Here is a 23,040-nt window from a genome sequence, read left to right on the forward strand (position 1 = left end):
GGCAGGAGTCAGGGAGCCAGGGCCAGCGACGGCGCTAGAGTCCGATCCGCGCTCCCCATCGCAGCGCCGCGGGTGCCACCCTGCTGCCGAGCAGCGCCAGCTTGGACTCGACGGTGACCGGGACGACGGGACGCCGGCCCCGTACCGCCCGCAGGATCTGGGTGGCCACCTTCTCCGGCGGGAAGCCGCGGCGCGCGTACAACCGGGTGACCCTCCTCCGCTGGGCGGCCTGCTCGTCCGGGGTGAGGCCGGAGAACGTCGCCGTCCGCGTGATGTTGGTGTGCACGATCCCGGGGCAGATCGTACTGACCGAGATCTTCTCCTTGGCGAGCTCGGCGCGCAGGCAGTCGGAGAGCATGAACACCGCCGCCTTGCTGGTGGCGTAGGCGGCCAGCATCTTCGAGGGCAGATACGCGGCGGCCGAGGAGAGGTTGACGAGGTGCCCGCCCTGGCCGCGCTCCTTCATCAGCGCGCCGAAGGCGCGGCAGCCGTGGATGACGCCCCACAGGTTGACGTCGAGGACGCGCTGCCACTCCTTCTCGGTGGTCTCGAGGAACGTACCGGAGTGGCCGATGCCCGCGTTGTTCACCACGATGTCCGGCACGCCCTGCTCGGCGGCGACCCGCGCCGCGAAGGCCTCCATCGCCGGGCCGTCGGAGACGTCGACCTGATGGGCCGTCACTTCGGCGCCGAGCAGCCCCGCCAGTTCGGCGGTGCGGTGGAGACCGTCCGTGTGGCGGTCGCACAGGGCGAGCGAGGCGCCCCGCTCGGCGAAGGCGAGGGCAGTGGCCCGGCCGATGCCGCTGCCGGCGCCGGTGACCACCACCAGCCGGTTCGCGAACTCGCCCTTCCGGGCGCGGCGGCCGTGCTGGGCCTTGGCGAGGGCTGGGGTGGCGGGTGCCCCCTCCTGGTGGGCGCTGAACTCGCGGATCAGGTTGGCCACGACGGGTCCCTTCTGTAGCAGCGCCGACCAGTGCGTGGCGGGCAGCTCCCGGCGCCACAGGTGCGGGGCCCACTGCTCGAGCCCCTCGGTCAGGGCCGGGCTGACGAAGCTGTCCTTGGTGAGGGTGATGACCTGGACCGGAACCGCGGTCGGGCGCGGGCGGGGCTTCCGGAGCCGGGGCAGCATGTTGGCGCGGTACAGCCGGATGCCGCGCACCGCGTCGGCGGCGAGCGTGGTGTGCGGGTGTCCGGGACGCGGTCTCACGCCCTCACGCACGCGCAGCAGGGTGCCCCAGTTGCGGGCGAGACCGAGCCGCCAGACGGCGGGCGCGACCACCGGCACGTGGAAGAGGTAGATGTACCAGGAGTGCAGCGCCTGGGAGACGAGCTGCCACAGGTGGCGCGGGGTGGGCCGGTGCAGCCGGCGGCGCAGCCAGTAGCCCATGTGGTCCAGGCACGGTCCCGACATCGTGGTGTACGAGGCGATGCGCTCGACCGCCTTCGGGTCGGTCACGGCCTCCCAGGACTGGATGGAGCCCCAGTCGTGGGCGACGACGTGCACGGGCCGGCCCGGGCTGGTGGCGTCGGCGACGGCGTACAGGTCGTCGGCGAGGAGGTCGAGGCGGTACCCCGCCGTGCCGGACGGGGCGTCGGAGTCGCCGGCGCCGCGTACGTCGTAGCGCACCACGTGGTGGTCGACGGCGAGTTCGGCGGCCACGTCGTCCCAGACGTGGTGGGTGTCCGGGTAGCCGTGGACGAGCAGCACGGTCGGCGCCGCCGGGTCGCCCTGCTCGTAGACGGCCAGGGAGACGCCGCCGGACGGGACACGGGTGCGGCGCACCCCGGACGCGGCGCTCACCGTTCCACCGCCCTGGCCCGTAGCTCCAGACCTCGGCGCACATGGGGCAGGTCGTCGTCCAGCCAGTACGCGTCGTCCTCGGTGACGACGAGCAGCTCCTCGAACTTCACCCCGACGTCCCGGAACCCGATGTGCGGCTCGACCGCCCACAGGCCGGGGGTCGGTGCGTGCCGGGAGGCGCGGCCGTCGGCCCACAGCGGGGAGCGGCCCGCCATCCGCTCGTGGACGAGCTCGCGGCCGAGGGTCTGCAAGGTGCGGACGCCGAAGCCGAAGAGGTTCACCCCGGCGGGCAGCCGCTGCGGGGGCATCCGGGTCACCTGGTGGCCGATGACCCGGCCCGGGTAGACCTTGTGCCGGTTGTCGTAGCCGTGTTCGGCGATCTGTGCGTCGACGGCCGCGTACACCTCGTCGAGGGTGCGGCGTTGGCGGACGAGGTCGACGATCAGCTCACGGTAGTCGAGCAGGTCGGTGGCGATGCGGTCCCAGATGCGGTGGTGGCCGAGCACGCCGCCGTAGCCGATGTCGGCGGTGTAACCGTCCACGATGGGGGCGCAGTCCAGCACGTACGGCATGCCCGGCCGCAGCTTGCGCCGGGTGGCGAAGAACTGGAGCGGGGTGCGGAAGTGCCGGAACGCGGTGCGGTCGCCGAACCAGGCGAAGGGCACGTGGAAGAAGTCCTGCACGCCCTCGGCGACCAGTTCCTTGCGCAGCCGGGCGGCCGCCTGGCGCTCGGTGACGCCGGGTTCGAGCCAGTCGGCGACGCTCTGGGTGCAGCGGTAGGCCAGTTGCTGGAGCTCGCGGAAGCGGTCCAGGTCCTGCTGGTCGAACGGGAATGCGGGTGGCGCGCCGCGGGGCCGGGCGTTGGTCGTACGCATGGGGGTGGGGTCTCGCCTTCGTCGCGTGGTAACGGCAGGTGGTCAGACGTCCAGTTCGAGGCAGGCACCGTCGTCGGCGCGGGAGACGCACACGAGCATGTCGCCGGCGGCCCGCTGGGCATCGGTGAGCTTGTGGTCGCGATGGTCGACGGCGCCGGAGAGCACGCGGAGCCTGCACACCCCGCAGAACCCCTGCCGGCAGGAGTAAGGGGTGGCCGGTTCCGCGGCGCGCAGTACCTCGAGCGCGCTGCGGTCGGCGGGCACGGGGAGCTCCCTGCCGTCGCGCAGCCGGAGCGTGAAGGGCCGCGCGTCGACGAGGGGCGGGGCGGTGAAGCGTTCGAAGTGCAGTGCGGTGGCGGCGCTGCCGGGGAACGCCCGTTGCAGCGCGTCGAGCATCGGCGCGGGTCCGCAGGCGTAGACGGCGGCGCCCTGCGGAGCGCGGGCGAGCAGCTCGGCGGCGTCCGGGACGCCGCCCTCGTCGTCGGCGAGGACCTCGACGCGCCCCGGGTGCCGTCGGGCGAGCGTGTCGACCTCCTCGGCGAGGGGCAGGGAGTCACGGGTGCGGCCGGTGTGGACGAGCGTCCAGTCGAGCCCGTGCCAGGCGGCCTCGCGGGCCATGGGCAGGACGGGGGTCACGCCGATGCCGCCCGCGATGAGCAGCACCCGCGGCTCGCGGGCGAACGGGAAGGCGTTGCGGGGACCGGCGACCGCGACCCGGCTGCCCTCCGCCAGCTCCCGGTGCACCTCGGCCGATCCGCCCCCGCCGTCGGGGACCAGCCGGACCGCGACCCGGTACGCGTACCGGTCGGCCGGGTCACCGCACAGCGAGTACTGCCGGCGGCGCCCCGACGGCAGCTCGAGGTCGAGGTGCGCGCCCGGCTGCCACCGCGGCAGCATTCCGCCGTCCGGCGCGACGAGGCGCAGCGCCACCGCGTCCGGGGCGACCGACGCTCGCCTTGCGACGGTGAGTTCGCGGGGCCGATCGTCCTCGGGCGGTCTCGGCCGGCGGTCCCTGCGGGTGGCCAGCGGAACGTACCAGGAGCTGAACCGGTCGAGGCCGGCCAGGAACCGGTCCGGGCGGTCCCGGCCGTACAGGTCGGGCGGCGGGGTCGGTCGGGGCGACGTGGGCATGCGGCTCTCCTGCGGCAGCGTCAGTGGGCGGCGGCGCGGGCGGCGGGCGAGGCGCCGAGGTAGGCGACGGCCTGCCGCGTCGAGCCCTCCTGGCTGGGGTGGTAGCCGGGGCTGAAGTAACGCAGTACGGAGCCGACGAGCTTCACCAGGTCCGGCAGCAGCCCCTTGTGGGCGGCCCGCGCCGCGTCCCGCCAGCCGGCCTTCGTCCCGGGGGCCGGCTCGGGGTCGACGGCCATCAGGTACCTGGTCCCGCGTACCCACAGCCGAGCCAGGGTCACGGTGGCGATGACCATGGGGCGGATGCGGCGCGTATAGCTCCGGTCGAGGTGGCGCAGCAGGTCGAACGCGACGCTGCGGTGCTCGACCTCCTCCGCACCGTGCCAGCGCAGCAGGTCGAGCATCGTCGGGTCGGCGCCCGCGCGGTCCAGCGCGTCGGCGTTGAGGATCCAGTCGCCGAGGAAGGCGGTGAAGTGCTCGATGCCGGCGATGATCGCGACCCGTTCGATCAGGTACTGGCGCTGCCGGCGGCGGCCGATGCCCGGCTTGTCGCCGAGGACGTGGTGGAAGAGGTACTCGACCTGGGCGACGTACGGGGCGATGGGCACGTTCCTGGCGACCAGGTGGTCGAGCACGCCTTGGTGGGCCTCGGCGTGCACGGCCTCCTGGCCGGTGAAGCCGAGGACGCGGGCGCGCAGCTCCTCGTCCGTGATCAGCGGCAGGGTCTGCCGGAAGACCCTCACGAACCAGCGCTCCCCCTCGGGGAGCAGCAGGTGCAGCACGTTGATCACATGGGTGGCCATGGGCTCGCGGGGGATCCAGTGCAAGGGGAGGTCGTCCCAGTCGAACCGGACATCGCGAGGTGTCAGTACCAGGTCATCGTGCTCGTCCGTCTTCTTCATGACAGCTCCCGGGCAGGGGCAGGCAGCCGGCGCCCCGCTTATTGATGGTTACTCAACAGTATGGAGTGTTGAGTTCCTGTCAATAGACTGAGCGCATGGCTCGCCCGACTTCCCGATCCCGCATGCTCCCGACCGAGCGACAGGCCCACATCCTCGCCGCCGCCCGGCGCATCCTCGCGGACCGGCCGATCGAGGACATCTCCGTGGAGGCCGTCGCCTCCGAGGCAGGGGTGTCGCCCGGCCTGCTGTTCCACTACTTCGGCTCGCAGCGCAAGTTCCGCCAGGCGGTGCTGGAGATGGCGGCCGCCGAACTGCTGGCGCACGTACGCCCCGACCCGGAGCTGAGCCCCGCGGAGCAGCTCCACACCGGCATCGAGACGTTCATCGACTACGTCTCCCGGTTCCCGACGATCTACCAGGCGGTGACCCGCCTGAACCACGGTGCCGACGTCCGCGCCCTGCACACCAGCGCGCGGACCGCGATCGGCGCATGGATCCTCGAGGCGATCGCCGGTACGGGGGCGGACCTGACCCCCGCGATGCGGCTGACGGTGACGGCGTGGTTGGCGTACATGGAAGAGGCGGTCCTGGGGTGGCTGGCGACGCCGGACATCAGCAAGGAGGAGCTGGCGGGGATGTGCGAGCGCAGCTTCTACCTGCTGACGCGGGCGGCGCTGGACGACGAGCAACGGTGGGCGGAGATCGAGGCCGCACTGGGGAAGCAACCCTCGGACTGACGCGGCCGCCGCACCGGCCGAGGAGAGGTCCTAGCGAAGCGTGGCCGGCACGTCGGCGGAGTCGCCGATCGAGACGAGGTACCGGGCGTACGCCTTGACGTTGGACTTGGTGACGAGCTTGCCCTGCAAGGTCTCCTCTTCCGTCACCTTCTTGCCGTCGAGGACCTTTCCGGCGAGGCCGACGACCTTCTGGCCGAGGGCGTAGGGCGACTCGGCGTTGGTGCCGTACATCGTGCCGGCCTGGATCGCGGCGAGGGCGTCGGCTATGCCGTCGTTGCCGACCAGCCGGACCTTTCCGGTGAGGTTGCGGGCCTTGAGGGCGGCGAGGGCGCCCATCGCCATCTCGTCGTTGGCCGCGTAGACGCCGTCGATGTCGGGATGGGCCTGGAGGGTGTTGGTCATGACGTCGAGTGCCTTGGCCCGGTCGAAGTCGGCGGCGTGCTTGGCGACGGTCCTGATGTGCGGGTACTTGGCGATCTCCTCCTCGAAGCCCTTGCTGCGGTCCTGGGCGACGTTGGTGCCGAGCAGCCCCTGGATCTCGACGATCGTGCCCTTCTTGCCGAGGGACGTGGCGAGCGCGTCGGCGGCGTTGCGGCCTGCCTGGATCGCGTCGTAGCCGATGAAGCAGGACAGGGTGCCGCCCTGGGGCTTGCGGTCGAAGGCCATGACGGGGATGTGGGCGCCGTTGGCCTGCTTGACGGACGCCGTCGCCGACGTGCTGCTGACCGGGTCGATGATCAGGGCGCCGACCTGCTTGGAGACGGCGGTGGTGGCCAGGTTGAGGGCGGTGGCGTCGGAGTTGTTGGCGTTCTCCACGCTGAGCTTCACCCCGGACGTGGCCGCCTGGGACTTGGCGCCTTTCCCGACGCTGACGAAGAACGGGTTGTTCATGGTGCTCATGATCAAGGTGGCGGTCTTCTTCCCGGACGCCTTACCGGACGAGGTGCCGGAGCTTCCGTCCTGGGTGCCTCGGCTGCAACCGGTCAGGGCGAGCGCGGTGGCGGCGGCGAGGACGGCGGCCGTCCGCGCGGTACGGATGACGGGCATGGTGGGGCTCCTTCAGGGGGTGTGACGCGTGGCGGGGACGGTGGCGGAGGTGGGGGCGGTGTCCGTCGCCGGGGGTTCGGCGGGCAGGGGCGGCTTGCGCCAGGCGACCATGGCCCGCAGGGCGTCGACGTTGCGGTCGAGGAAGACGGCCAGCAGGATGACCACGCCCTTGACGACGCTCTGGAGGAACGGGGAGACGTCGAGCAGGTTCATGCCGTTGTCGATGACGCCGAGGACCAGGGCCCCGATCAGGGTGCCGATCAGCTTGCCCCGGCCACCGGCGAGGCTGGTGCCGCCGATGATGACGGCGGCGATCGACTCCAGCTCCAGGCCGGTTCCGGCGGTGGGCTCGGCGGTCGACAGGCGGGCCGTGAGGATGAAGCCGCCGACGGCCGACAGGAGCCCGCTGATCACGAAGGCGAGGATCTTGATCCGCTGGGTGCGGATGCCGGAGAGCCGAGCCGCCTCCAGGTTGTCACCGGTCGCGTAGACGAAGCGGCCGAAGCCGGTACGCGCCAGCAGCACGCCGAAGACCGCGTACCCGGCCAGCATCAGCCACACGGGGAGCGGGATGCCGGCCACGTACTCCTGCCCGATGCCCTGGAAGTCGTAGTCGCCGGCGGCGACCGGGTTGCCGTCGGTCAGCTGGAGGGACATCCCGGACAGGATGGACAGCATGGCCAGCGTGGCGATGAAGGACGGCATCCGGGTCCTGGTGACCAGCAGCCCGTTGACCAGGCCGACGACCGCGCCCACGCCGAGTCCCGACGCCAGGGCGGGCAGCAGTCCGTGGTCGCGCAGGACGAGGGCCGTCACCACGGCGGTGAAACCGAGGGTGGCGCCGACGGACAGGTCGATCTCGGCCAGGATGATGACGTACGTCTGCCCGACGGCCAGCAGCGCGACGACCGAGGTGGCCAGGCCCACGTTCAGCAGGTTGGTGCTGGTCAGGAAGACCGGTGAGGCGATGCTCAGGACCACGCCCACCAGCAGCAGCATCCAGACCGCCCGCAGTTGACGGGCCACGGACTTCAGGACGGGGCTCATGCGGCACCTACCAATGCGTGTTCCAGGACGGTCTGCTCGTTGAGGCGGTCGCCGGCCAGCTCTGCCACCAGCCGCCCCTGGCGCATGACGACCGCGCGGTCGGACATGGCGACGAGTTCGGGGAGGTCGGAACTGACCAGGACGACCGCGACCCCGTCCGCGGTGAGCTGGTTGATGATGCGGTAGATCTCGGTCTTCGCGCCGACGTCCACCCCCCGGGTGGGCTCGTCCATGAGCAGCACCCGGGGCCCGGTCAGGACCCACTTGGCGAACAGCGCCTTCTGCTGGTTGCCGCCGGACAGCGACGCCATCGCGGCCTCGGGCGACGGGGCGCGCACGCGCAGCGTCGACATGGCCTCGTCGCAGGCCGCCCGCTCGCGGCCGCGCCGTACGAGATCCACCGGACCGGTGTGCCGGCGCAGCGTGGCCAGGGAGATGTTGGCCTCCACCGACATGTCCGGGCACAGGCCCTCCGCCTGCCGATCGGGGGTGATGTAGGCGATGCGGCAGGCGATGGCGTCCTGGATGCGGCGCAGCGACACCGGAGCGCCGTCGACCTCGACCGTCCCGGTGGTGAGCGGCTCCAGGCCGAACAGCGCGCGCAGCAGGCTGTTGCGGCCACAGCCGACCACACCGCCGACCCCCAGGACCTCTCCCGCACGGACATCGAGGTCGACGCCCTGGAAGGTGGCCCCGGACCCGGCGCCCCGGACCCGCAGGACGATCTCGTCCCTGGTGTTGCGCTCCTTGGGGTAGAAGTCGTCCACCGTCTTGCCGACCATGGCCGCGACGACCTGCGCCGGGCCGGTGCGCACGGTCGGCGAGTCCAGGGCGACCAGGCCGTCGCGCAGGACGACGACACGGTCGGCGAGCTCGAAGATCTCGTCGAGGCGGTGGCTGATGTAGAGGACGGACACACCCTGCTCCCTCAACCGCCGTACCTGCCGGAAGAGCTGCTCCGACTCGCGCTCGTCGAGGGCCGCCGTGGGCTCGTCGAGGATGAGCAGTCGCAGGTCGTGGGAGGTGGCCTTGGCGATCTCGACCATCTGCTGTTCGGCGATCCCGAACGTGCCGACGGGCCTGGACACGTCGATGTCGGCCATGCCGAGCTCGGCGAGGGCCGACCGGGCTTCGCGGGCCATCCGCCTCCTGGAGACCAGCACGCGTCCGAAGCGCCGCTCGCGGTCGAGGACGTGGATGTTCTCGGCGACCGTCAGATGCGGAAAGAGGTTCTGGCGGAACTCCTGGTAGATGACCTCGATGCCGCGCGCCATCGCCGCCTGCGGGTTCTTGAGGGTCACGGGCTCGCCGTCGATGACGACCTGCCCGGAGTCCGGCTGGCCGGCGCCCGAGACGACCCGGGTGAGCGTGGACTTCCCGGCCCCGTTCTCCCCGGCCAGGGCCACGACCTCGCCCGGACCGACCTCGAAAGTGATGCCGCGCAGCACCCTGTTCTCTCCGAAGGACTTGGTGACGTCCTGGAGGCGTAGCCTCATGCCTGGCTCCTCAGTACACGACGCCCGCCGTGAGCAGCACGTTCGCGTACGGGGTGAACTCCCCGGAGCGGACGGCGGCCCGTGCGGTGGCGGTCGCCTGCTTGAAGGTGGTGTGGGGTGCGAAGCGCAGGGCCACCCCCTGTGCGGCGAACCGCCTCTCGATCTCGACGAGCATCTGCGGGCTCGCCTCCTTGATCTCCTCCGACAGGAGCACGTCCTCCACCGCGACCTCGGCCAGGATCACGTCGAGCAGGTCCAGGAAGCGCGGCAGGTTCTCGGCGATGGCCAGGTCCACCCGCTCCACGCCCGGCGGGACGGGCAGGCCGGCGTCGGTGACGACGAGCCGGTCGGTGTGGCCGAGCTCGGAGATGACCCGGGCGAGCTGCCCGTTGAGCGTTCCTCTGTTGCGCCTCACGAGGCGGCTCCTTCCAGGTCGGTCGTGGCATCGGTGGTGGCGGACCCGGTCGCGGAGCCGGCGGAGGCGAGCAGGGCGCGGACCGCGGCCAGGTCCGGGAGCGAGGGACTCGCCCCGGGGCGGAGGGTGGCCAGGGCGCCGGCCGCCATGCCCTGTCGCAGGGCGACGTCGGTGTCCAGGCCGGCGGCGAGTGCCGCTCCGAGCGCGCCGGTGAAGGCGTCGCCGGCCGCCGTGGTGTCGACGGGGGTGACGGGGAAGGCCGCAAAGTGCTGGACCCGTTCCGCGGTGACCGAGACTGCCCCGGCCCCGCCGAGGGTGATCAGCGCGTGCCGCACACCCCGGTCGAGGAACCAGTGGCCGGCCCGCCCGGCGGCCTCGGGTCCGTCCACTTCGATGCCGGTCAGGGCGGTGGCCTCGCTCTCGTTGGGGGTGACGAGGTCCACGTGCGCCCAGACGTCGTCGGGCAGCGGCTGGGCCGGAGCCGGATCGAGCACCACGGTGAAGCCCGCCTCGGCACCCGCCCGCGCGGCGTGGCAGGTGACCTCGGCCGGGATCTCCAGCTGGAGCAACATGACGCCGGTGCGGTCCCGGGTCCCGGCGATGCTCGCGTCCACCATGTCGGTCGTCAGGGCGGCATTGGCCAGCGGTGTGATGACGATGTCGTTCTCACCGGAGGCGTCGACCCGGATGTGGGCGACACCGGTGCGCTCGGGGAGCGTACGGACCTCGGAGGTCTGTACGCCGTGTGCGCGCAGGCCGTCCAGCACGGTGCCCCGGAAGAGGTCGTCTCCGACGCAGCCGACCATCCAGGTGGGCGCGCCCGCACGGGCGGCGGCGACGGCCTGGTTGGCCCCCTTGCCGCCGAGGACGAGGGTGAAGTCGTCCCCCAGCACCGTTTCGCCGGGTCGTGGCAGGCGTCTGCTGAACGCGGTGACGTCCGCCGTGATGCTGCCGACGACGAGAACACCAGTCCGGGGCATCCCGGTCCTCCTCCTGTTGTGGGCATCGGTGGGGAAGGGAACGGCCGCGTGGCCGTGCCCTGCGGAGTTGCGCCTGTGGGGAGTCGTGTGTGCGGGCAGGTGTGCGTGCCGGACTCGCGCCCGTGTCTTGGTGCGTCGAGCCTGGTCGGATCGGTCCCGGCCGGGTGCCGGACCCGGGCTACTGCCGCGGGGCTCCGGTGGAGCCGCGTTGGACGAGCTTGGTGTCGAGCGTGATCCGACGGGAGCTGCGGTCCCCGTCGTCGTCCTGGCCGAGTCGCCGAAGCAGCAGGCGCATGGCGAGGACGCCCTGTTCGGCCATGGGGCGGTCGATGACGGTGAGGGGTGGGTTCAGCAGCGGTCCGGCGTCGAGGTCGTCGAAGCCGATGACGCTGACCTCGGCGGGGACGCCGACGCGCATGTCGTGCAGCGCCTTCAGGGCGCCGAGGGTCATGAGGTTGTTGGCGGTGAAGACGGCGGTGGGCGGCTCGCTCGAGGACAGCAGCCGCAGCGTGAGCTGGTAGCCGCTCTCCTCCCGGAAGTCGCCGATCAGGTCGAACTCCGGCGGCAGCTCCACGCCGCCCTCCGCCAGTGCCGCCACGAATCCCTCGCGGCGGTGGCGTCCGGGCGTCGTCTCCTGCTGGCCGCTGATGGCGGCGATCCGGGTGTGCCCGAGCGACAGCAGGTGGAAGGCCGCCTGCCGGCCACCCTCGTGGTTGTTCACCAGCACCGCGTCGAAGTGCTCGCCGCCCGCCAGGTCGCGGTCCACGAACACCAACGGCACGCCCGCGTCGCGGACATGGAGCGGCGTCATGTCCTGCTCCGTCGCCGGCGCCAGGATCACCCCGTCGACCTGGTGGATCATGTCGGTGAGCACCTCGTCCTCGCGCTCACTGCTCTCGTCGCTGTTGGCGAGCAGGATGCGGTACCCACGGTCCCGGGAGGCCGACTCCATGCCCTTCACGACGGCCGCGAAGTACGGGTTGGTGATGTCGGGCACCACGACGCCGATCGTGTGGGACCGCCCGGACTTCAGCGACTGCGCGGCGACGCTGGGCCGGTAGCCTAACGCCTCGACAGCCGCCTGGATCGTCTCCGCGTTGCGCACCCGGTGGCCGCGCAGGTGCCGGGAGACGGTGGCCGCGGAGACCCCGGCGCGGGCAGCGACATCATGGATGGTGCTCACTGCTGATCTCCCGTTTCGTCACTGAAACCGTTGTCAGAGAACGATTGCAGTCACGTCGACACCCCGTCAATGAGGCGGTGTGCAGATTTTTCAACCCGTACGGTCGCCGACGTCGACGAGGAAGCCTGGGACCGGCTCGTCGACATCACGCTCAAGGCCGCGTACGTGGCCGGCAAGGCGGCGGTCCCGCTGATCTCCGAGGCCGGCGACCCACGCCGGGCGCGACAGGCCACCGGCCCAGCGTCAACGGATCACCTCGTCACCGGGTCACCGGGTCACCGGGTCACCCCACGGCACCTCCACCGACCGGTGGTACTGCCACCCGAGCCCGGACCACCTCGGCGCGTGCGTGGCAAGCCGTACTCGGTACTCCTCCCAGGTCCGCCCGTCGACCGGCGACCACCCGATCTCCGCGAGGCCGGGCAGCCGCGGCAGTGTCATGTACTGCACCTCGTCGAACGTCTTCACGCGCTCCGTCCAGAGCGCGGACTCCGCCCCGAGCACCTGGTCCTCGCCGACGCCGGGAATGTAGGTGGCCGGGTCCCAGGTGTAGCCGTCCTGGACGTCGGTGTAACCGGCCCAGTCGTGCCCGTACGGCGTGTCGGCGTCGTACTTCATGTCGAAGTACGCCTTCTTGCTGGGCGAGAGGACGAGCTCGGCACCCTGCGCCAGCGCGCCCTGCGCCTTCTTGGCGTCGGCCCAGAACTGGACGACGGTACCGGAGGCGATCTCGGCGAGGCCGACCTCCTCCCAGCCGATCATCTGCTTGCCGAGGCCGTGCACGGTCTGCCGGACGCGGCCGATGAAGGTGCGGTAGTCCTCAGGTGGCGTCGCCAGCGCCTCGTCGCCGCCGATGTGCAGGTAGGGGCCGGGGGTGAGGTCGGCGAGTTCACCGAGGACGTCGCCGATGAACCGGTAGGTGATGTCCTTGTCGATGCACAGGGAGACGGGGATGCCGGTCTCGCCGGTGTAGAGCGGCGGTGCCACGCCGTCGCAGGCGAGTTCGGCGTAGCTGGCCTTGGCGGCGTTGACGTGGGCGGGCATGTCGATCTCGGGGATCACCATGATGTGGCGTTCCGCGGCGTGGCGGACGATGTCGGCGTACTCCCGTTGGGTGAAGTAGCCGCCGGTGCCGCCGCCGACCTCGGTGGAGCCGCCGTAGGTGGCCAGACGGGGCCAGCTCTTGATCTCCAGGCGCCAGCCCTGGCTGTCGCTGAGGTGCAGGTGAAGGCGGTTGATCTTGTACATGGCGAGGATGTCGACATAGCGCTTCACCTCTTCGGCGGTGAAGAAGTGCCGGGCCACGTCCAGCATGGCGCCGCGCCAGGGGAACCGCGGGGCGTCCTCGATGTGCAGGGGTGCGATGGTCCACGGGCTGGCCTGCGGGGTGGCGGACTCCGCCGCGGCGGGCAGCAGCTGGCGCAGGGTCTGCGTCGCGTGGAAGAGGCCGGCCGGCTCGGTAGCGCGCAGGAGGACGCCGCCGTGAGTGACGTCGAGGCGGTAACCCTCGGCCGAGGGGGTCTCGTCGTCGCCGGCCAGGGTGATGGCGTGTGGGGCGGTGCCGAAGGCGACCACCGGGACGGCGTGACCGGTGGCCCGGCGCAGCCACGTGGCCAGGTACTCGGCCGTGCGGCGGGCCTCGGGGGCCCGGTGGCGTACCGCGACGGCGGTGTGGGCGGTGATCTCGAACGGCCGGCCGCCGGTCATCTCCAGCGTGCGGGGTCTGGGGATGAGCGCGGGCGGGGGCGGCGCGACAGGGGTGGTGCGGGCGGGGGCCGCGGCAGCCGTGGAGGTGAGGCCGGCGGCGGTGGCGAGGCCGGCGGTGCCGGCGAGGAGGACGCTGCGGCGACGGGGGCCGTGGTGCATCGGTGGTTTCCTCTCAGGCCAGGGTGAGGTGGGGTTCGAGGGTCACTTCGAAGAGGCGGTCCCAGGGCAGCTCGACGAGGACGTCGGTGACGCCGGTGAGCCCGGCGGTGCGGGTGGTGGCCCCGCGGCGGCCGAGGACGAGGTGGTGGCCGGCGAAGTGGTCGGCGAAGTACCGGCGGGTCGCCGGGACGAGGCGGTCACGGACCCACCCATCAAAGAAAGCTTTCTGCTCGGGCGTCAGGTTCAGCGGGTTCCATCCCCTGGACCTGGCTTCCGCGTAGGCGGCCTGCTGGATGACGTTCTTCCAGTGGTCGTCCTTGACGAACCGGTAGAGCAGGTACTGCGCGTGCGCACGGCCCGGCTCCATCAGCGCCGGAGTTCCAAGGCCGCTGCTCGAGCGGCGCAGGAACGCCCAGCGGGCGGTGGCATGGGCCAGGGCGAGACCGAGGGCGTTGCCGCCGGTGTTCCAGCCGGAGAACGACAGCAGCGCCGCCTGGTCGACCTGCTGTTCCAGCTGGACCACCAGGTCGTGGTCGGCGCGGTTGACGAAGACCGGGTCGACCACGAGGACCGACTCCCCCGCCGCCGTCAGCCTGGCGGCCCGCCGGGCGAACGCGGCGAGGTCGGCCGCTCGCCGGTCGGCGCCCGCCGACGGGGTGTTGACCAGGAGCACGAGATCGGCGCGGCCGTCGACGACGGTGCCCCCGACGGACTTCACGTGCCGGCGGATGTTCTCCGCGAAGGGGATGCCTTCGAGCTCCGCCGTCCACTCCTCGGCGGAGATCCCGGCGTACTCCACCCGGTAGGTGGGCGCGGCCCCCGCGGCGACCAGCCGGGCGACCAGCAGCGCGTCCACCTCGTCAGCGCCGGGGAAGACCTCGACCTGCCGGCCGACCCCCCGCTCCGCCACCAGCTGTTCCAGCTCGACGCGTTCGGCCCGGGCCAGGCCCACCGGGGCGGTGTCGTCCTCGGAGAGGACCAGGTGGCTGATGGTGCCGTCGGCGACCCACTCGACCATCTGCCGGTTGATCTCGTGGTTGCGGGCCCGCGCCGCCAGGTAGTCGTCGAGCACCGCGTCCGGGATGCCGGCCCGGACCTCGTCGAGCCGGGGCCGCAGCTCCTCCTGGCCGAGGTTCTCCACCTGGTCGTACAGCTTGGCCCACTCGACCAGCGCGTCCCTGTACTGCTCGTTGTCCGGATTGCCGGGGGTCACCGCGAGGCGCTGGATGGTGTCGTGGACCACGATCTGCGCATCCGGCCGGGCGGCCCGCAGCGTCCGGATCGCCGCGACGTTGGCCTGCGCCGACTCGAGGGTGGGCGTGCCCGTGCGGGAGGCGATCAGCCCGCCGTAGGCGAGCATGCTCACCGAGATCACGTACTCGTCGGCGCCGACCGAGCCCAGCCACCGGGCGACTGCCGCGCCGTCCCCGGGCTGGAAGAACCGGCCGAGCGACTTCCGCGGCGGCAGGGCGAGGCCGACGCCGGCGACGGCTGCGGTCATGGTCGGGCAGTAGGTGTTGACGGGCCGGTCGTCGAGGGGGACGAGGGCGATCCGGCGGTCCGGACGGCTCGGACGTGGGGCCGCGGCGGCCGCCTGCGGGGTGCGGCCCAGCACCGGGACGGCCAGGCCGGCGGCTCCGGCGGCAAGGACGGTACGCCTCCTCGTCAGCCGTTCCCCCGTCAGCCGGTCCCTCGTCAGCCGGTCCCCCGTCAGCCGTTCCCCCGTCAGCCGGTCCCTCATCAGCCGTTCTCCTGTCAGCCGTTCTCTCATCAGGCGTGCTCTCCGTTCTGGGCGGTGTGACCGGGAGCCACCCGAGCCAGCTCCCTGGTCAGGTACAGGGGTGAGGTGATGGCGTTGCCCACCACCACGGCGTGCGCCCCGGCGGCGAAGGCGCGGCGCAGGTCGTTTGGAGTGCGGTAGCGGCCCTCGGCGAGCACCGGCACGGCCAGCCGCGTGGCAAGGCGTTCCAGCAGGTCGAGGTCGGGCCCCGGGGTCTTCGGGGCGTGCGGGGTGTACCCGGAGAGCGTGGTGGCGACGGCGTCGGCGCCGGCGGCGACCGCGGCGTGCGCTTCCGCCTCGATGGACACGTCCGCCAGCACGAGGGCGCCGGCGGCGTGCGCGGCGGCGACGACGGCCGCGAACGGCGCGGGACGCGGCCGGTCGGTGGCGTCGACGGCGACCAGGTGCGCCCCGGCCTGGGCCAGGGCGCGGGCGTGCTCGCCGGTCGGGGTGATCGTCACCGGCCCGGGGCCGTCCTTCCACAGGCCGATGACCGGCACGTCCACCGCCGCCCGCACGGCCGCGACGTGGTCGGGGGCGTTGCAGCGGATGCCGGCCGCACCGCCGAGGACCGCGGCGGCGGCGACCCTGGCCTGCACGGAGGCGTCGCGCATCGGGTCGTCGGGTTCGTCCGGCAGCGGCTGGCAGGAGACCACCAGGCGACCGCGGAGGGCGTCGAGAACGTTCACTTGGGCTCCGTCTCGGTGGTGTGCGGGAAGGTGGCCGACCGGGGTCGGCCACGGGGATCAGCCGGCCGGGGTCGGCCTCAGGGGTCGGTCGGCCCGGGGTCGGCCGGAAGGTGCGTGCCCGGGTGGGTCATCGCCGCCCTGGCCGCGCCGACGGCGACCGCCGCGGCGCCGAGCGCGGCCGGAACCGGCGTCACGTCGGCGTGCAGCGTCAGCCGTTCGGCGGCGTAGGCGTCGCGGGCGTGCGGCAGCAGGGCCTGGCCGGCGCCGCCGGCCAGCACCACCGTCTGCGGGTCGAGCAGCGCCACCAGGCCGGCGAGGGCCCGGCCGAGGGCGCGGCCGGCGGTGGCGAGGACCGCGGCCGCGGCCGCGTCGCCGGCCGCAGAGCGGGCGGCGACCTCGGCTCCGGTGACGTCCGCTCCGGTGCGCAGCCGGTAGGCACGGGCGAGCCCGGTGCCGGAGGCCACGCCTTCCAGGTGTCCGGTGCGCCCGCAGCCGCAGGGCAGCCGGTCGGCGTCCGGCGCCGGGAGATGGGCCAGCTCTCCGGCGCCGCCACGCGCCCCGTGCTCGACGCGGCCGCCGCGGACCAGGCCGCCGCCGAGGCCGGTTCCGACCGCGACCAGCAGCACGTGCGCGCTGCCGCGGGCGGCACCGGCCCAGGTCTCGCCGAGGGCGGCGGCGTTGACGTCGTTCTCCACCACGACGGTCCTGCCGATGCGCTCGGCCAGCACGTCCGCCACCGCGGTGCCGGCCCACCCGGGCAGCGAGTCGGTCGCGTACCGGACGGCGCCGGTGGCCGGGTCGATGACGCCCGCGGCGCCGACGCCGACCGGTCCCGTGCCGCCGAGGCGCCGGGCCAGCTCGGCGGCGGTGCGCAGCACCGCGTCCGGGCCCTGCGCGGCCGGGGTGTCGGCGCGCGCCCGGTCCAGCACGGTGCCGTCGGGTCCGACGAGGGCGGCCAGGGTCTTGGTGCCGCCGATGTCGATGCCGAGCGTGGCGGCCTCGCGAGGACCGGCCCAGGACCGTCCGCCGGCCGGGGCGTTCACTTCAGCCCCGTGTGGGCGAGGCCCTCGATGAACTGCTTCTGCGCGACGACGAACACCACCAGCACCGGGATCGCGGTCAGCGACGCCGCGGCGAGCTGGACGTTCCACATCGGCCCGCCGTAGGCGTCCACGTACTGGGTGAGCGCCTGGGGCAGGGTGAACTTCTCCGGCGAGGAGAGGTACACCACCGGTTCCAGGTAGAGGTTCCAGCTGTGCAGGAAGGTGAAGATGCCGACGGCGCCGAGCGCCGGCCTGGCCAGCGGCAGGGCGATGCGCCAGAACGTGCCGAAGTGGCCGATGCCGTCGACCCGGGCGGCCTCCTCCAGTTCACCGGGCAGGCTGATGAAGAACTGCCGCATGATGAACGTGGCCAGGACGCTCGGCGCGCCGAAGATCGGCACCAGGATCAGCGGCCAGTGGGTGTCGATCATGCCGAGGTCGTGGAACATCTGGAACAGCGGGACGATGGTGACCTCGCTGGGGACGAGCAGTCCGACCAGCACCACCAGGAACAGCACGTTCTGGCCGCGGAACCGGATACGGGCGAAGGCGTACCCGGCGAGCGAGGACACCATCATCGTCCCGACGGTCACCAGCGCGGCGATGTACACGCTGTTGACGTACTGCCGGACGAACGGGCGCCCGTCGAAGACCTTCTGGTAGGCCGACGCCGTCGGGTGGAGCGGCAGGAGCCGGGGCGGGTAGGAGAAGATCTCGCCGACGGGCTTGAACGACGACGTCACCATCCACCAGGTCGGGAAGACGAAGGGGATCGCGAGCACGCAGAGCAGGCCGTACAGGGCGACTCGGGCGCGCAGCGGGACCCTGCGACGCCGCGGGATCTCACGTTTCATAGAAGACCCACCTCTTGCGCAACTGCCACTGGAACACGGTGAGCGCCAGCACGATCAGCAGCAGCAGGATGGACAGGGTTGCGCCGTAGCCGAAGTGATGGAACTGGAAGGCCTGCTGGTAGAGGTAGTAGACGAGCACGGTGGTGGACAGCTTCGGGCCGCCCTGGGTGAGCACCGCGACCTGCGCGAACACCTGGAGCGAGCCCACGATGGTGATCACCGACGTCAGCAGGATCGTCGGGCTGATCAGCGGCACGGTGACGGACCGGAACCGCCTCCAGGGGTCCGCACCGTCGATCCGCGCCGCCTCGTACAGCTCCCTGGGCACGCCCTGGAGCGCGGCCAGGAACAGCACCATGTTCAGACCGACGTTCTTGAACACCTGCACGACGACGACCGAGAACATGGCGGAGCCCTCGCCGCGCAGCCAGTTGGGTCCGTCGACACCGACCGTGCGCAGCAGGCCGTTGATACCGCCTTCGGCCTGGAGCAGGAAGCCCCACACGATGGTCCAGGCGACCAGCGACACCACGACGGGAGAGAAGAACAGCGTGCGGAAGACCGTCATCCCGCGCAGCTTCTGGTTGAGCAGGACGGCGAGCGCCAGCGCCAGGGAGAGGTTGAGCACCACCAGGCCGGCCGAGAACAGGGCCGTGGACTTCAGCACCTCGGGGAGGTTGGCGTCGTCCAGCAGCTTGGTGTAGTTGTCCCCGCCGGTGTAGTGGAACTCGCCGGCCAGCACGTTCCACTCGTACAGGCTGTACCGCACGACCAGGGCGATGGGCAGCAGCACGAACACGACGCTGCCGGCGAGCTGAGGGGCGACGAACGCGAGACCGGCGAGCTGGTCGCGTCGGCGCCGGGTCCAGAACGGACGTCGCACCGGCTGCCCCGCGGTGGGGGAACCGCCCTCGGGTGGGTCCACCACCGCGGTCCGCGGGGAGACGGGCATGGTCACTTCTCCAGCAGCGGGGAGATGTTGTCGCACAGGTCGTCGAGGACGCCCTTGACGTCGGCGTTCGGCTTCCACAGCGCGTCCAGCCGGGCGCGGACCTGCTGGGCGAGTTCGGCCTGGCCGGTGTGGCCCGGCTTGTCCACGCCCTTCTTGACGCCGTCGACGACCACGCTGTCGAGCTGGTCCTCCTTCAGCAGCGGGTTGGTCCTGGCCAGGTTCTCCGCGGTGAGCTGGGACGCCCGGGGCGGCGGGAAGTAGGCGGCGAGCTTTGCGGAGTTCTGCGGGTTGGTGAAGTAGGCGAGGAAGTCCTCGGCCTCCTCGGTGTGCCCGCCCTGCTTGACCACGCCGATACCGGCCTGGCCGATCACCGAGTAGTCGCCGCTCGGCCCGGCCGGCAGCGGCACCAGGTCCCACTTGAACGTGGCGTCCTGGAGCAGCGACGCCCGGCTGATCTGGGTGACGGTCATCGCCGCGTCACCGGTGAAGAAGTCGGCGCTCTCGCCGGGGCCCGGCATCGCCTTGTCCTCGAAGATCCCCTTGTGCAGGGCGGTCATCGCGTCGACCATCGGCTTGCTGTTGAACGTGCAGGTCTTGCCGTCGGCGCTCCAGGGATCGGCCTTCCAGCCGCCCCAGAAGGTGGCCAGGTTGTCCCAGCCCTTGTAGTCGAAGTCGCGGATCACCATGCCGGCCTTGCCGGTGGAGCGGTGCACGTCGGAGCCCTCGGCGAGGACCGTCCGCCAGTCCCACTTTCCCGCCCTGACCAGCTGGTCCGGGGTCTGCTGGTGGGCCTTCTTCAGCAGGTCGAGGTTGACGAAGACACCGAACGGCGAGGTGGAGAACGGGTAGGCGTACAGCTTGTCGCCGCTCTTCCAGAGCTTGGTGGCGCTCGGGACCAGGTCGTCGTACTGGTAGCCCTTGGTCTGCTTCAGCGTGTCGTCGAGCGGCACCAGGGCCCCGGAGCTGACGAAGTCCGGCGCGGAGTTCTCGAAGACCCAGGCGAGATCCGGGGCGTTGCCGCCGGTCATCTGGGTGGTGAGCGCCGTGGTGTAGGTGTCCAGCGGCAGCGGGTCGAACGTGATCTTCTTGATCTCGGGGTGGGTCTTCCGGTACGCGGCGGCGATCTCGTTGAAGAGTTTCAGGTGCGGTGCGTTGGACGTCCACACCGTCATCCGCAGCGTCACCGGACCGCTGTCGTCGTCTCCCGAGCCGCCGGAACCACACGCGGCGAGCACGAGCGCCCCCGACATGGCGGCGGCGAACGTGGCCAGTCGTCTTCGTATCAACATGGTGTTCTCCCTGGGTGGTGCGTGGGCCTGGCCTAGGAGGCCGTGACCGGCCTAGGTCCTGTCGTCAAACTCCCGTCGTTGCCCGAAGGGCGGCCTGGCGGCGTCAGGTGCGTGCTCTGGGGGTCCCCCCTGCTCGAAGAGCTTGGGGGAGTGCCGGGCGCGAGTCCGCGTACTGGATGTACGTGGGCTTGCGCCCGGTGCGGCGAGAGGGCGTGCATGGCGTCGCCGGGCAGACGGGAGTTTGACGACAGGGCCTAGTAGCCCGCGACATCGGGCCAGCGCAGCTCGACGCCGGCCGCGGTGAGCCGGTCCTGGAAGGCGGAGAGCAGTTCGGGGTTCTCCCGGACCGCGCGGGGGCGGGTGCCGTGGGTGAGGCAGAAGTCGGCGAGCGCGCCGGCGGCCTCGCCGACGTTCCACTCGACCGGGTGCAGCCGGTAGGCGCCGTTGGTGATGTGGGTGGTGCCGATGTTCTTGCCCGCGGGCAGGAGGTTCTCGACCCGCTGCGGCAGCAGCGCGCCGAGCGGGATCTCGAACGGGCAGCAGCCGACGTCGATGTAGTTGTCGCCGCCCGTCGAGGGGTGCAGGTCGATCCGGTACATGCCGATGCCGACGGAGTCCGGGTACCGCACGGCGCCCCGCTTCCCTCGCACGGCGAGCGAGAGGTCCTGCTCCACGACGGTGTGGTCGGCCCTGATCCGGCGCGACTCGCGGATGTACGGGGCCTGGGCCAGGCCGTCGGCGGAGCCGGTGATGTCGCCGCGCAGCCGCAGTCCCGGGAATCCGGTTCCGCCGTCCGGGCGTGGTGCCTCGGTCTGCAACCAGTACAGGACGGCGAAGCTCAGCTCCCTGGCCCGGCGCAGGTGGTCGGCGGCGTCGGGGACGTCGATGACCGGGCCCTCGAAATAGTCGATCATCGGCCAGTTGACCAGGGTGATGTCGCTGGCGTAGGCGCCGTCGGTGAAGGTGCGGCGGGCGGCGATCCGGCGGAACGTCCACAGGTTGGCGTCGCCCGGGTTGACCCGCTGGTCGGCGTCGACCGCCAGCGGGTCGTCGTCGGGGTTGGGTGCGAAGTCGCGCTCGACGATCCGAAGCGTCCTGGGGTGCGGGGACCGCCAGGACAGCAGCGGTCCACCCCAGAAGTCGGGCTGGTAGGAGCGCCAGAAGTCGTAGTCGGCGGGCTTGTCGACGGTGTGGTCGCCGTCGACGTGGTCCAGGGCGAAGCACACCGAGACGGCCTGCATGTTCAGCGGCTGGGCCGCCTGGGGGGCGCTCGGCTCGCCGGTGTCGGCGGCGGACTCGAAGCCGGTGACGTACTCGGTGCCGGTGAGCGGCAGCAGTTCGCCGGTCTCGGTGGCGTCCAGCACGTAGGGAGCGGTGGCGTGGATGTGCTCGCCGGTGTCGCGGTGGGTCAGGGTCACCGCCGTCACCCGGTCGCCGTCGGTGTCGGCGGCGGTCGGACGGTACGGCTGGAGGACGGTGAGCCGCCCGCCGGCGCGGTACGGGGCGAGCATCGCCGCGATGACCGCCACCGCAACCTGCGGCTCGTGGCAGAGCCGGCTCACCCAGCCTCCGCCGGGGTTCAGGTCACGGCGCGCCCTGGCCCGCTCGGTGAGCGGGTAGTACCGGCGGTAGTGGTCGCGGATGCCGTCACGCAGGGCGCGGTAACCGGCCGTGACGCCGAACTGCTCCACCCAGGAGTGCTCGTCCGGTGGCACGGCCTGGCTGGTGAGCTGCCCGCCGAGCCAGTCGAACTCCTCGGTCAGCACGACGGTGCGGCCGGCGCGGGCGGCGGCGAGTGCCGCGGCGACGCCGCCCAGGCCCCCGCCGACCACCAGCACGTCGCTGCGTATCTCGGTCAAGAACGGTCCTCTCTCGGTTCGCAGAGGGTCTGCCCCTCGACGAAGTGGCACGGCAGGAGCCGCTGGAGCGTGGTGCTCGACTCGCCGTCCAGCAGGGCGGCGAGGAGTTGCACGGACTGCCAGCCCATCTCCCGGCGCGGAATGCTGAAGCCGGTGCACGCGGTGTCGGGGTCCGCCGGCTCGGTCGGTACGCCGGTCACCAGGACGGACAGGTCACCGGGCACGTCGAGGCCGCGCTCCCGGGCGGCCCGGATCAGCGCGACCCCGTCGTCGTGGCCCTCGACCACGGCGGCGGTCACTCCGGCGGCGAGCAGCGCGTCCAGGACGGCACTCGCGGACCGGCCGGCGGTCCGCTCGTGCCGGCCGCTCCGCTGCGCCCCGGCGCGGAACCCGTTCATCCGGTCGGCCGCGGACTCGGCGCCCTCCCCCGCCCCGACGTAGGCGAACTCCCGGTGGCCGAGCTGCCGGGCCCGCTCGAGAAGGGTCCGGGTGGCGTCGGCGTAGTCCGCGCCCACGCAGGGCACCGGGCCGCCGGCGTCGTCGCGTCGGCCGACCGCCACGAACGGGTAGTTCTCGCGATTCAGCCGGGCCAGCTCGTCGTGGGGGATGTCCCGGCCGAGGAGGAGGCAACCGTCGGCGATCCGCAGCCGGTTGTTCTCGTGGAACACCTTGCGCCGCCCGTCGGTGACCGGGGCGCTGGTGAACAGCAGCAGATCGCACCTGAGCTGCTCGGCGCACTCCTCTATGCCGCGCAGGAACGGGTAGTAGAAGTCGGCGCTGGTGCTCGGGAACACCGACTCGTAGGTGAACACGCCGAGGATCTGGTTGTGCCGGCGCACCATCCGGCGGGCCACCGGGTCGGCCGCGTACCCGGTCTCCCGGATCACGTCGAGGACGCGCTGCCGGGTCTCGGGGGCGATGCGAGTGGTTGCGTCGGTCCTGTTGTTCAGCACGAGCGAGACCACTGCCTGGCTGACGCCGGCGAGGCGAGCGATGTCGCGCTGCGTGATCCGTGGCACGGGGGGCTCCTCCGGGGCTACTGAAGCCATCGCTGATAATACGTATAATCAGCGGATGGGCAGTGACGCTACCCGGGC

The 23,040-nt window shown here is 72.1% G+C and carries 20 protein-coding genes; 1 reads left to right on the forward strand and 19 read right to left on the reverse strand.

Features of this window, described 5'->3' with window-relative positions; all coding sequences use genetic code 11:
* Positions 1–34: 34 nt before the first annotated feature.
* From NQO67_RS07210 to NQO67_RS07225, 4 genes are read right to left on the reverse strand one after another with little or no spacing between them, the layout of a single operon-like run.
* Positions 35–1,801 (reverse strand): SDR family oxidoreductase, encoded by a 1,767-nt coding sequence (locus NQO67_RS07210; RefSeq protein ID WP_255948150.1) that lies wholly within the window; start codon positions 1,799–1,801, stop codon positions 35–37.
* Positions 1,798–2,676, reverse strand: coding sequence for a M24 family metallopeptidase (locus NQO67_RS07215; protein ID WP_255948152.1), 879 nt, complete (start codon positions 2,674–2,676; stop codon positions 1,798–1,800). Before NQO67_RS07215 ends, NQO67_RS07210 begins: the two co-directional genes overlap by 4 nt.
* 42 nt (positions 2,677–2,718) lie before the next feature.
* Positions 2,719–3,807 (reverse strand): PDR/VanB family oxidoreductase, encoded by a 1,089-nt coding sequence (locus tag NQO67_RS07220; protein ID WP_255948154.1) that lies wholly within the window; start codon positions 3,805–3,807, stop codon positions 2,719–2,721.
* Positions 3,808–3,827: 20 nt separating this feature from the next.
* Positions 3,828–4,706 (reverse strand): metal-dependent hydrolase, encoded by an 879-nt coding sequence (locus NQO67_RS07225; RefSeq protein ID WP_255948156.1) that lies wholly within the window; start codon positions 4,704–4,706, stop codon positions 3,828–3,830.
* A 95-nt stretch (positions 4,707–4,801) separates the two neighbouring features.
* Here NQO67_RS07225 and NQO67_RS07230 point away from each other — a divergent pair, with 95 nt between their 5' ends.
* The gene (locus NQO67_RS07230; protein ID WP_255948158.1) at positions 4,802–5,443 is read left to right on the forward strand and encodes a TetR/AcrR family transcriptional regulator; all 642 of its coding nucleotides are present in this window, start codon (positions 4,802–4,804) and stop codon (positions 5,441–5,443) included.
* Between the two features lie 30 nt (positions 5,444–5,473).
* Here NQO67_RS07230 and NQO67_RS07235 read toward each other — a convergent pair whose 3' ends face one another.
* From NQO67_RS07235 to NQO67_RS07305, 15 genes are all read right to left on the reverse strand, one after another.
* Positions 5,474–6,490 (reverse strand): substrate-binding domain-containing protein, encoded by a 1,017-nt coding sequence (locus NQO67_RS07235; protein WP_255948160.1) that lies wholly within the window; start codon positions 6,488–6,490, stop codon positions 5,474–5,476.
* 12 nt (positions 6,491–6,502) lie between these two features.
* Positions 6,503–7,537: an ABC transporter permease gene (locus NQO67_RS07240; protein WP_255948162.1), complete on the reverse strand. Its 1,035-nt coding sequence runs from the start codon at positions 7,535–7,537 to the stop codon at positions 6,503–6,505.
* Positions 7,534–9,033, reverse strand: coding sequence for a sugar ABC transporter ATP-binding protein (locus NQO67_RS07245; protein WP_255948164.1), 1,500 nt, complete (start codon positions 9,031–9,033; stop codon positions 7,534–7,536). The genes NQO67_RS07240 and NQO67_RS07245 overlap by 4 nt, the downstream gene beginning before the upstream one ends.
* A 10-nt stretch (positions 9,034–9,043) precedes the next feature.
* Entirely contained in the window at positions 9,044–9,448 is a 405-nt protein-coding gene (gene rbsD / locus NQO67_RS07250; protein WP_255948176.1) for a D-ribose pyranase, read from the reverse strand.
* The gene (locus NQO67_RS07255; protein WP_255948178.1) at positions 9,445–10,428 is read right to left on the reverse strand and encodes a ribokinase; all 984 of its coding nucleotides are present in this window, start codon (positions 10,426–10,428) and stop codon (positions 9,445–9,447) included. The genes rbsD and NQO67_RS07255 overlap by 4 nt, the downstream gene beginning before the upstream one ends.
* A gap of 178 nt (positions 10,429–10,606) precedes the next feature.
* On the reverse strand, positions 10,607–11,611 hold the full coding sequence (locus NQO67_RS07260) for a LacI family DNA-binding transcriptional regulator (RefSeq protein WP_255948180.1): 1,005 nt from the start codon (positions 11,609–11,611) through the stop codon (positions 10,607–10,609).
* Between the two features lie 267 nt (positions 11,612–11,878).
* Positions 11,879–13,477 carry a beta-N-acetylhexosaminidase gene (locus tag NQO67_RS07265; RefSeq protein ID WP_255948182.1) on the reverse strand — a complete coding sequence of 533 codons (1,599 nt, stop codon included), beginning with the start codon at positions 13,475–13,477 and terminating at the stop codon, positions 11,879–11,881.
* 13 nt (positions 13,478–13,490) lie between these two features.
* Positions 13,491–15,218 carry a DUF4127 family protein gene (locus NQO67_RS07270; protein ID WP_255948184.1) on the reverse strand — a complete coding sequence of 576 codons (1,728 nt, stop codon included), beginning with the start codon at positions 15,216–15,218 and terminating at the stop codon, positions 13,491–13,493.
* Positions 15,219–15,247: 29 nt separating this feature from the next.
* Positions 15,248–15,946 (reverse strand): putative N-acetylmannosamine-6-phosphate 2-epimerase, encoded by a 699-nt coding sequence (locus NQO67_RS07275; RefSeq protein WP_255948186.1) that lies wholly within the window; start codon positions 15,944–15,946, stop codon positions 15,248–15,250.
* A gap of 77 nt (positions 15,947–16,023) precedes the next feature.
* Positions 16,024–16,989, reverse strand: coding sequence for an ROK family protein (locus NQO67_RS07280; RefSeq protein ID WP_255948188.1), 966 nt, complete (start codon positions 16,987–16,989; stop codon positions 16,024–16,026).
* Positions 16,986–17,843, reverse strand: coding sequence for a carbohydrate ABC transporter permease (locus NQO67_RS07285; protein WP_255948190.1), 858 nt, complete (start codon positions 17,841–17,843; stop codon positions 16,986–16,988). Before NQO67_RS07285 ends, NQO67_RS07280 begins: the two co-directional genes overlap by 4 nt.
* The gene (locus NQO67_RS07290; protein ID WP_255948192.1) at positions 17,833–18,795 is read right to left on the reverse strand and encodes a carbohydrate ABC transporter permease; all 963 of its coding nucleotides are present in this window, start codon (positions 18,793–18,795) and stop codon (positions 17,833–17,835) included. Before NQO67_RS07290 ends, NQO67_RS07285 begins: the two co-directional genes overlap by 11 nt.
* Before the next feature lie 2 nt (positions 18,796–18,797).
* Positions 18,798–20,084, reverse strand: coding sequence for an ABC transporter substrate-binding protein (locus tag NQO67_RS07295; RefSeq protein WP_255948194.1), 1,287 nt, complete (start codon positions 20,082–20,084; stop codon positions 18,798–18,800).
* Positions 20,085–20,338: 254 nt separating this feature from the next.
* Entirely contained in the window at positions 20,339–21,934 is a 1,596-nt protein-coding gene (locus NQO67_RS07300) for an FAD-dependent oxidoreductase (RefSeq protein ID WP_255948475.1), read from the reverse strand.
* Between the two features lie 5 nt (positions 21,935–21,939).
* Positions 21,940–22,962, reverse strand: a complete 1,023-nt coding sequence (locus NQO67_RS07305; protein ID WP_255948196.1) for a LacI family DNA-binding transcriptional regulator — start codon at positions 22,960–22,962, stop codon at positions 21,940–21,942.
* Positions 22,963–23,040: the final 78 nt, after the last annotated feature.

Source organism: Streptomyces odontomachi (assembly GCF_024435355.1).
GTDB lineage: Bacteria > Actinomycetota > Actinomycetes > Streptomycetales > Streptomycetaceae > Streptomyces > Streptomyces odontomachi.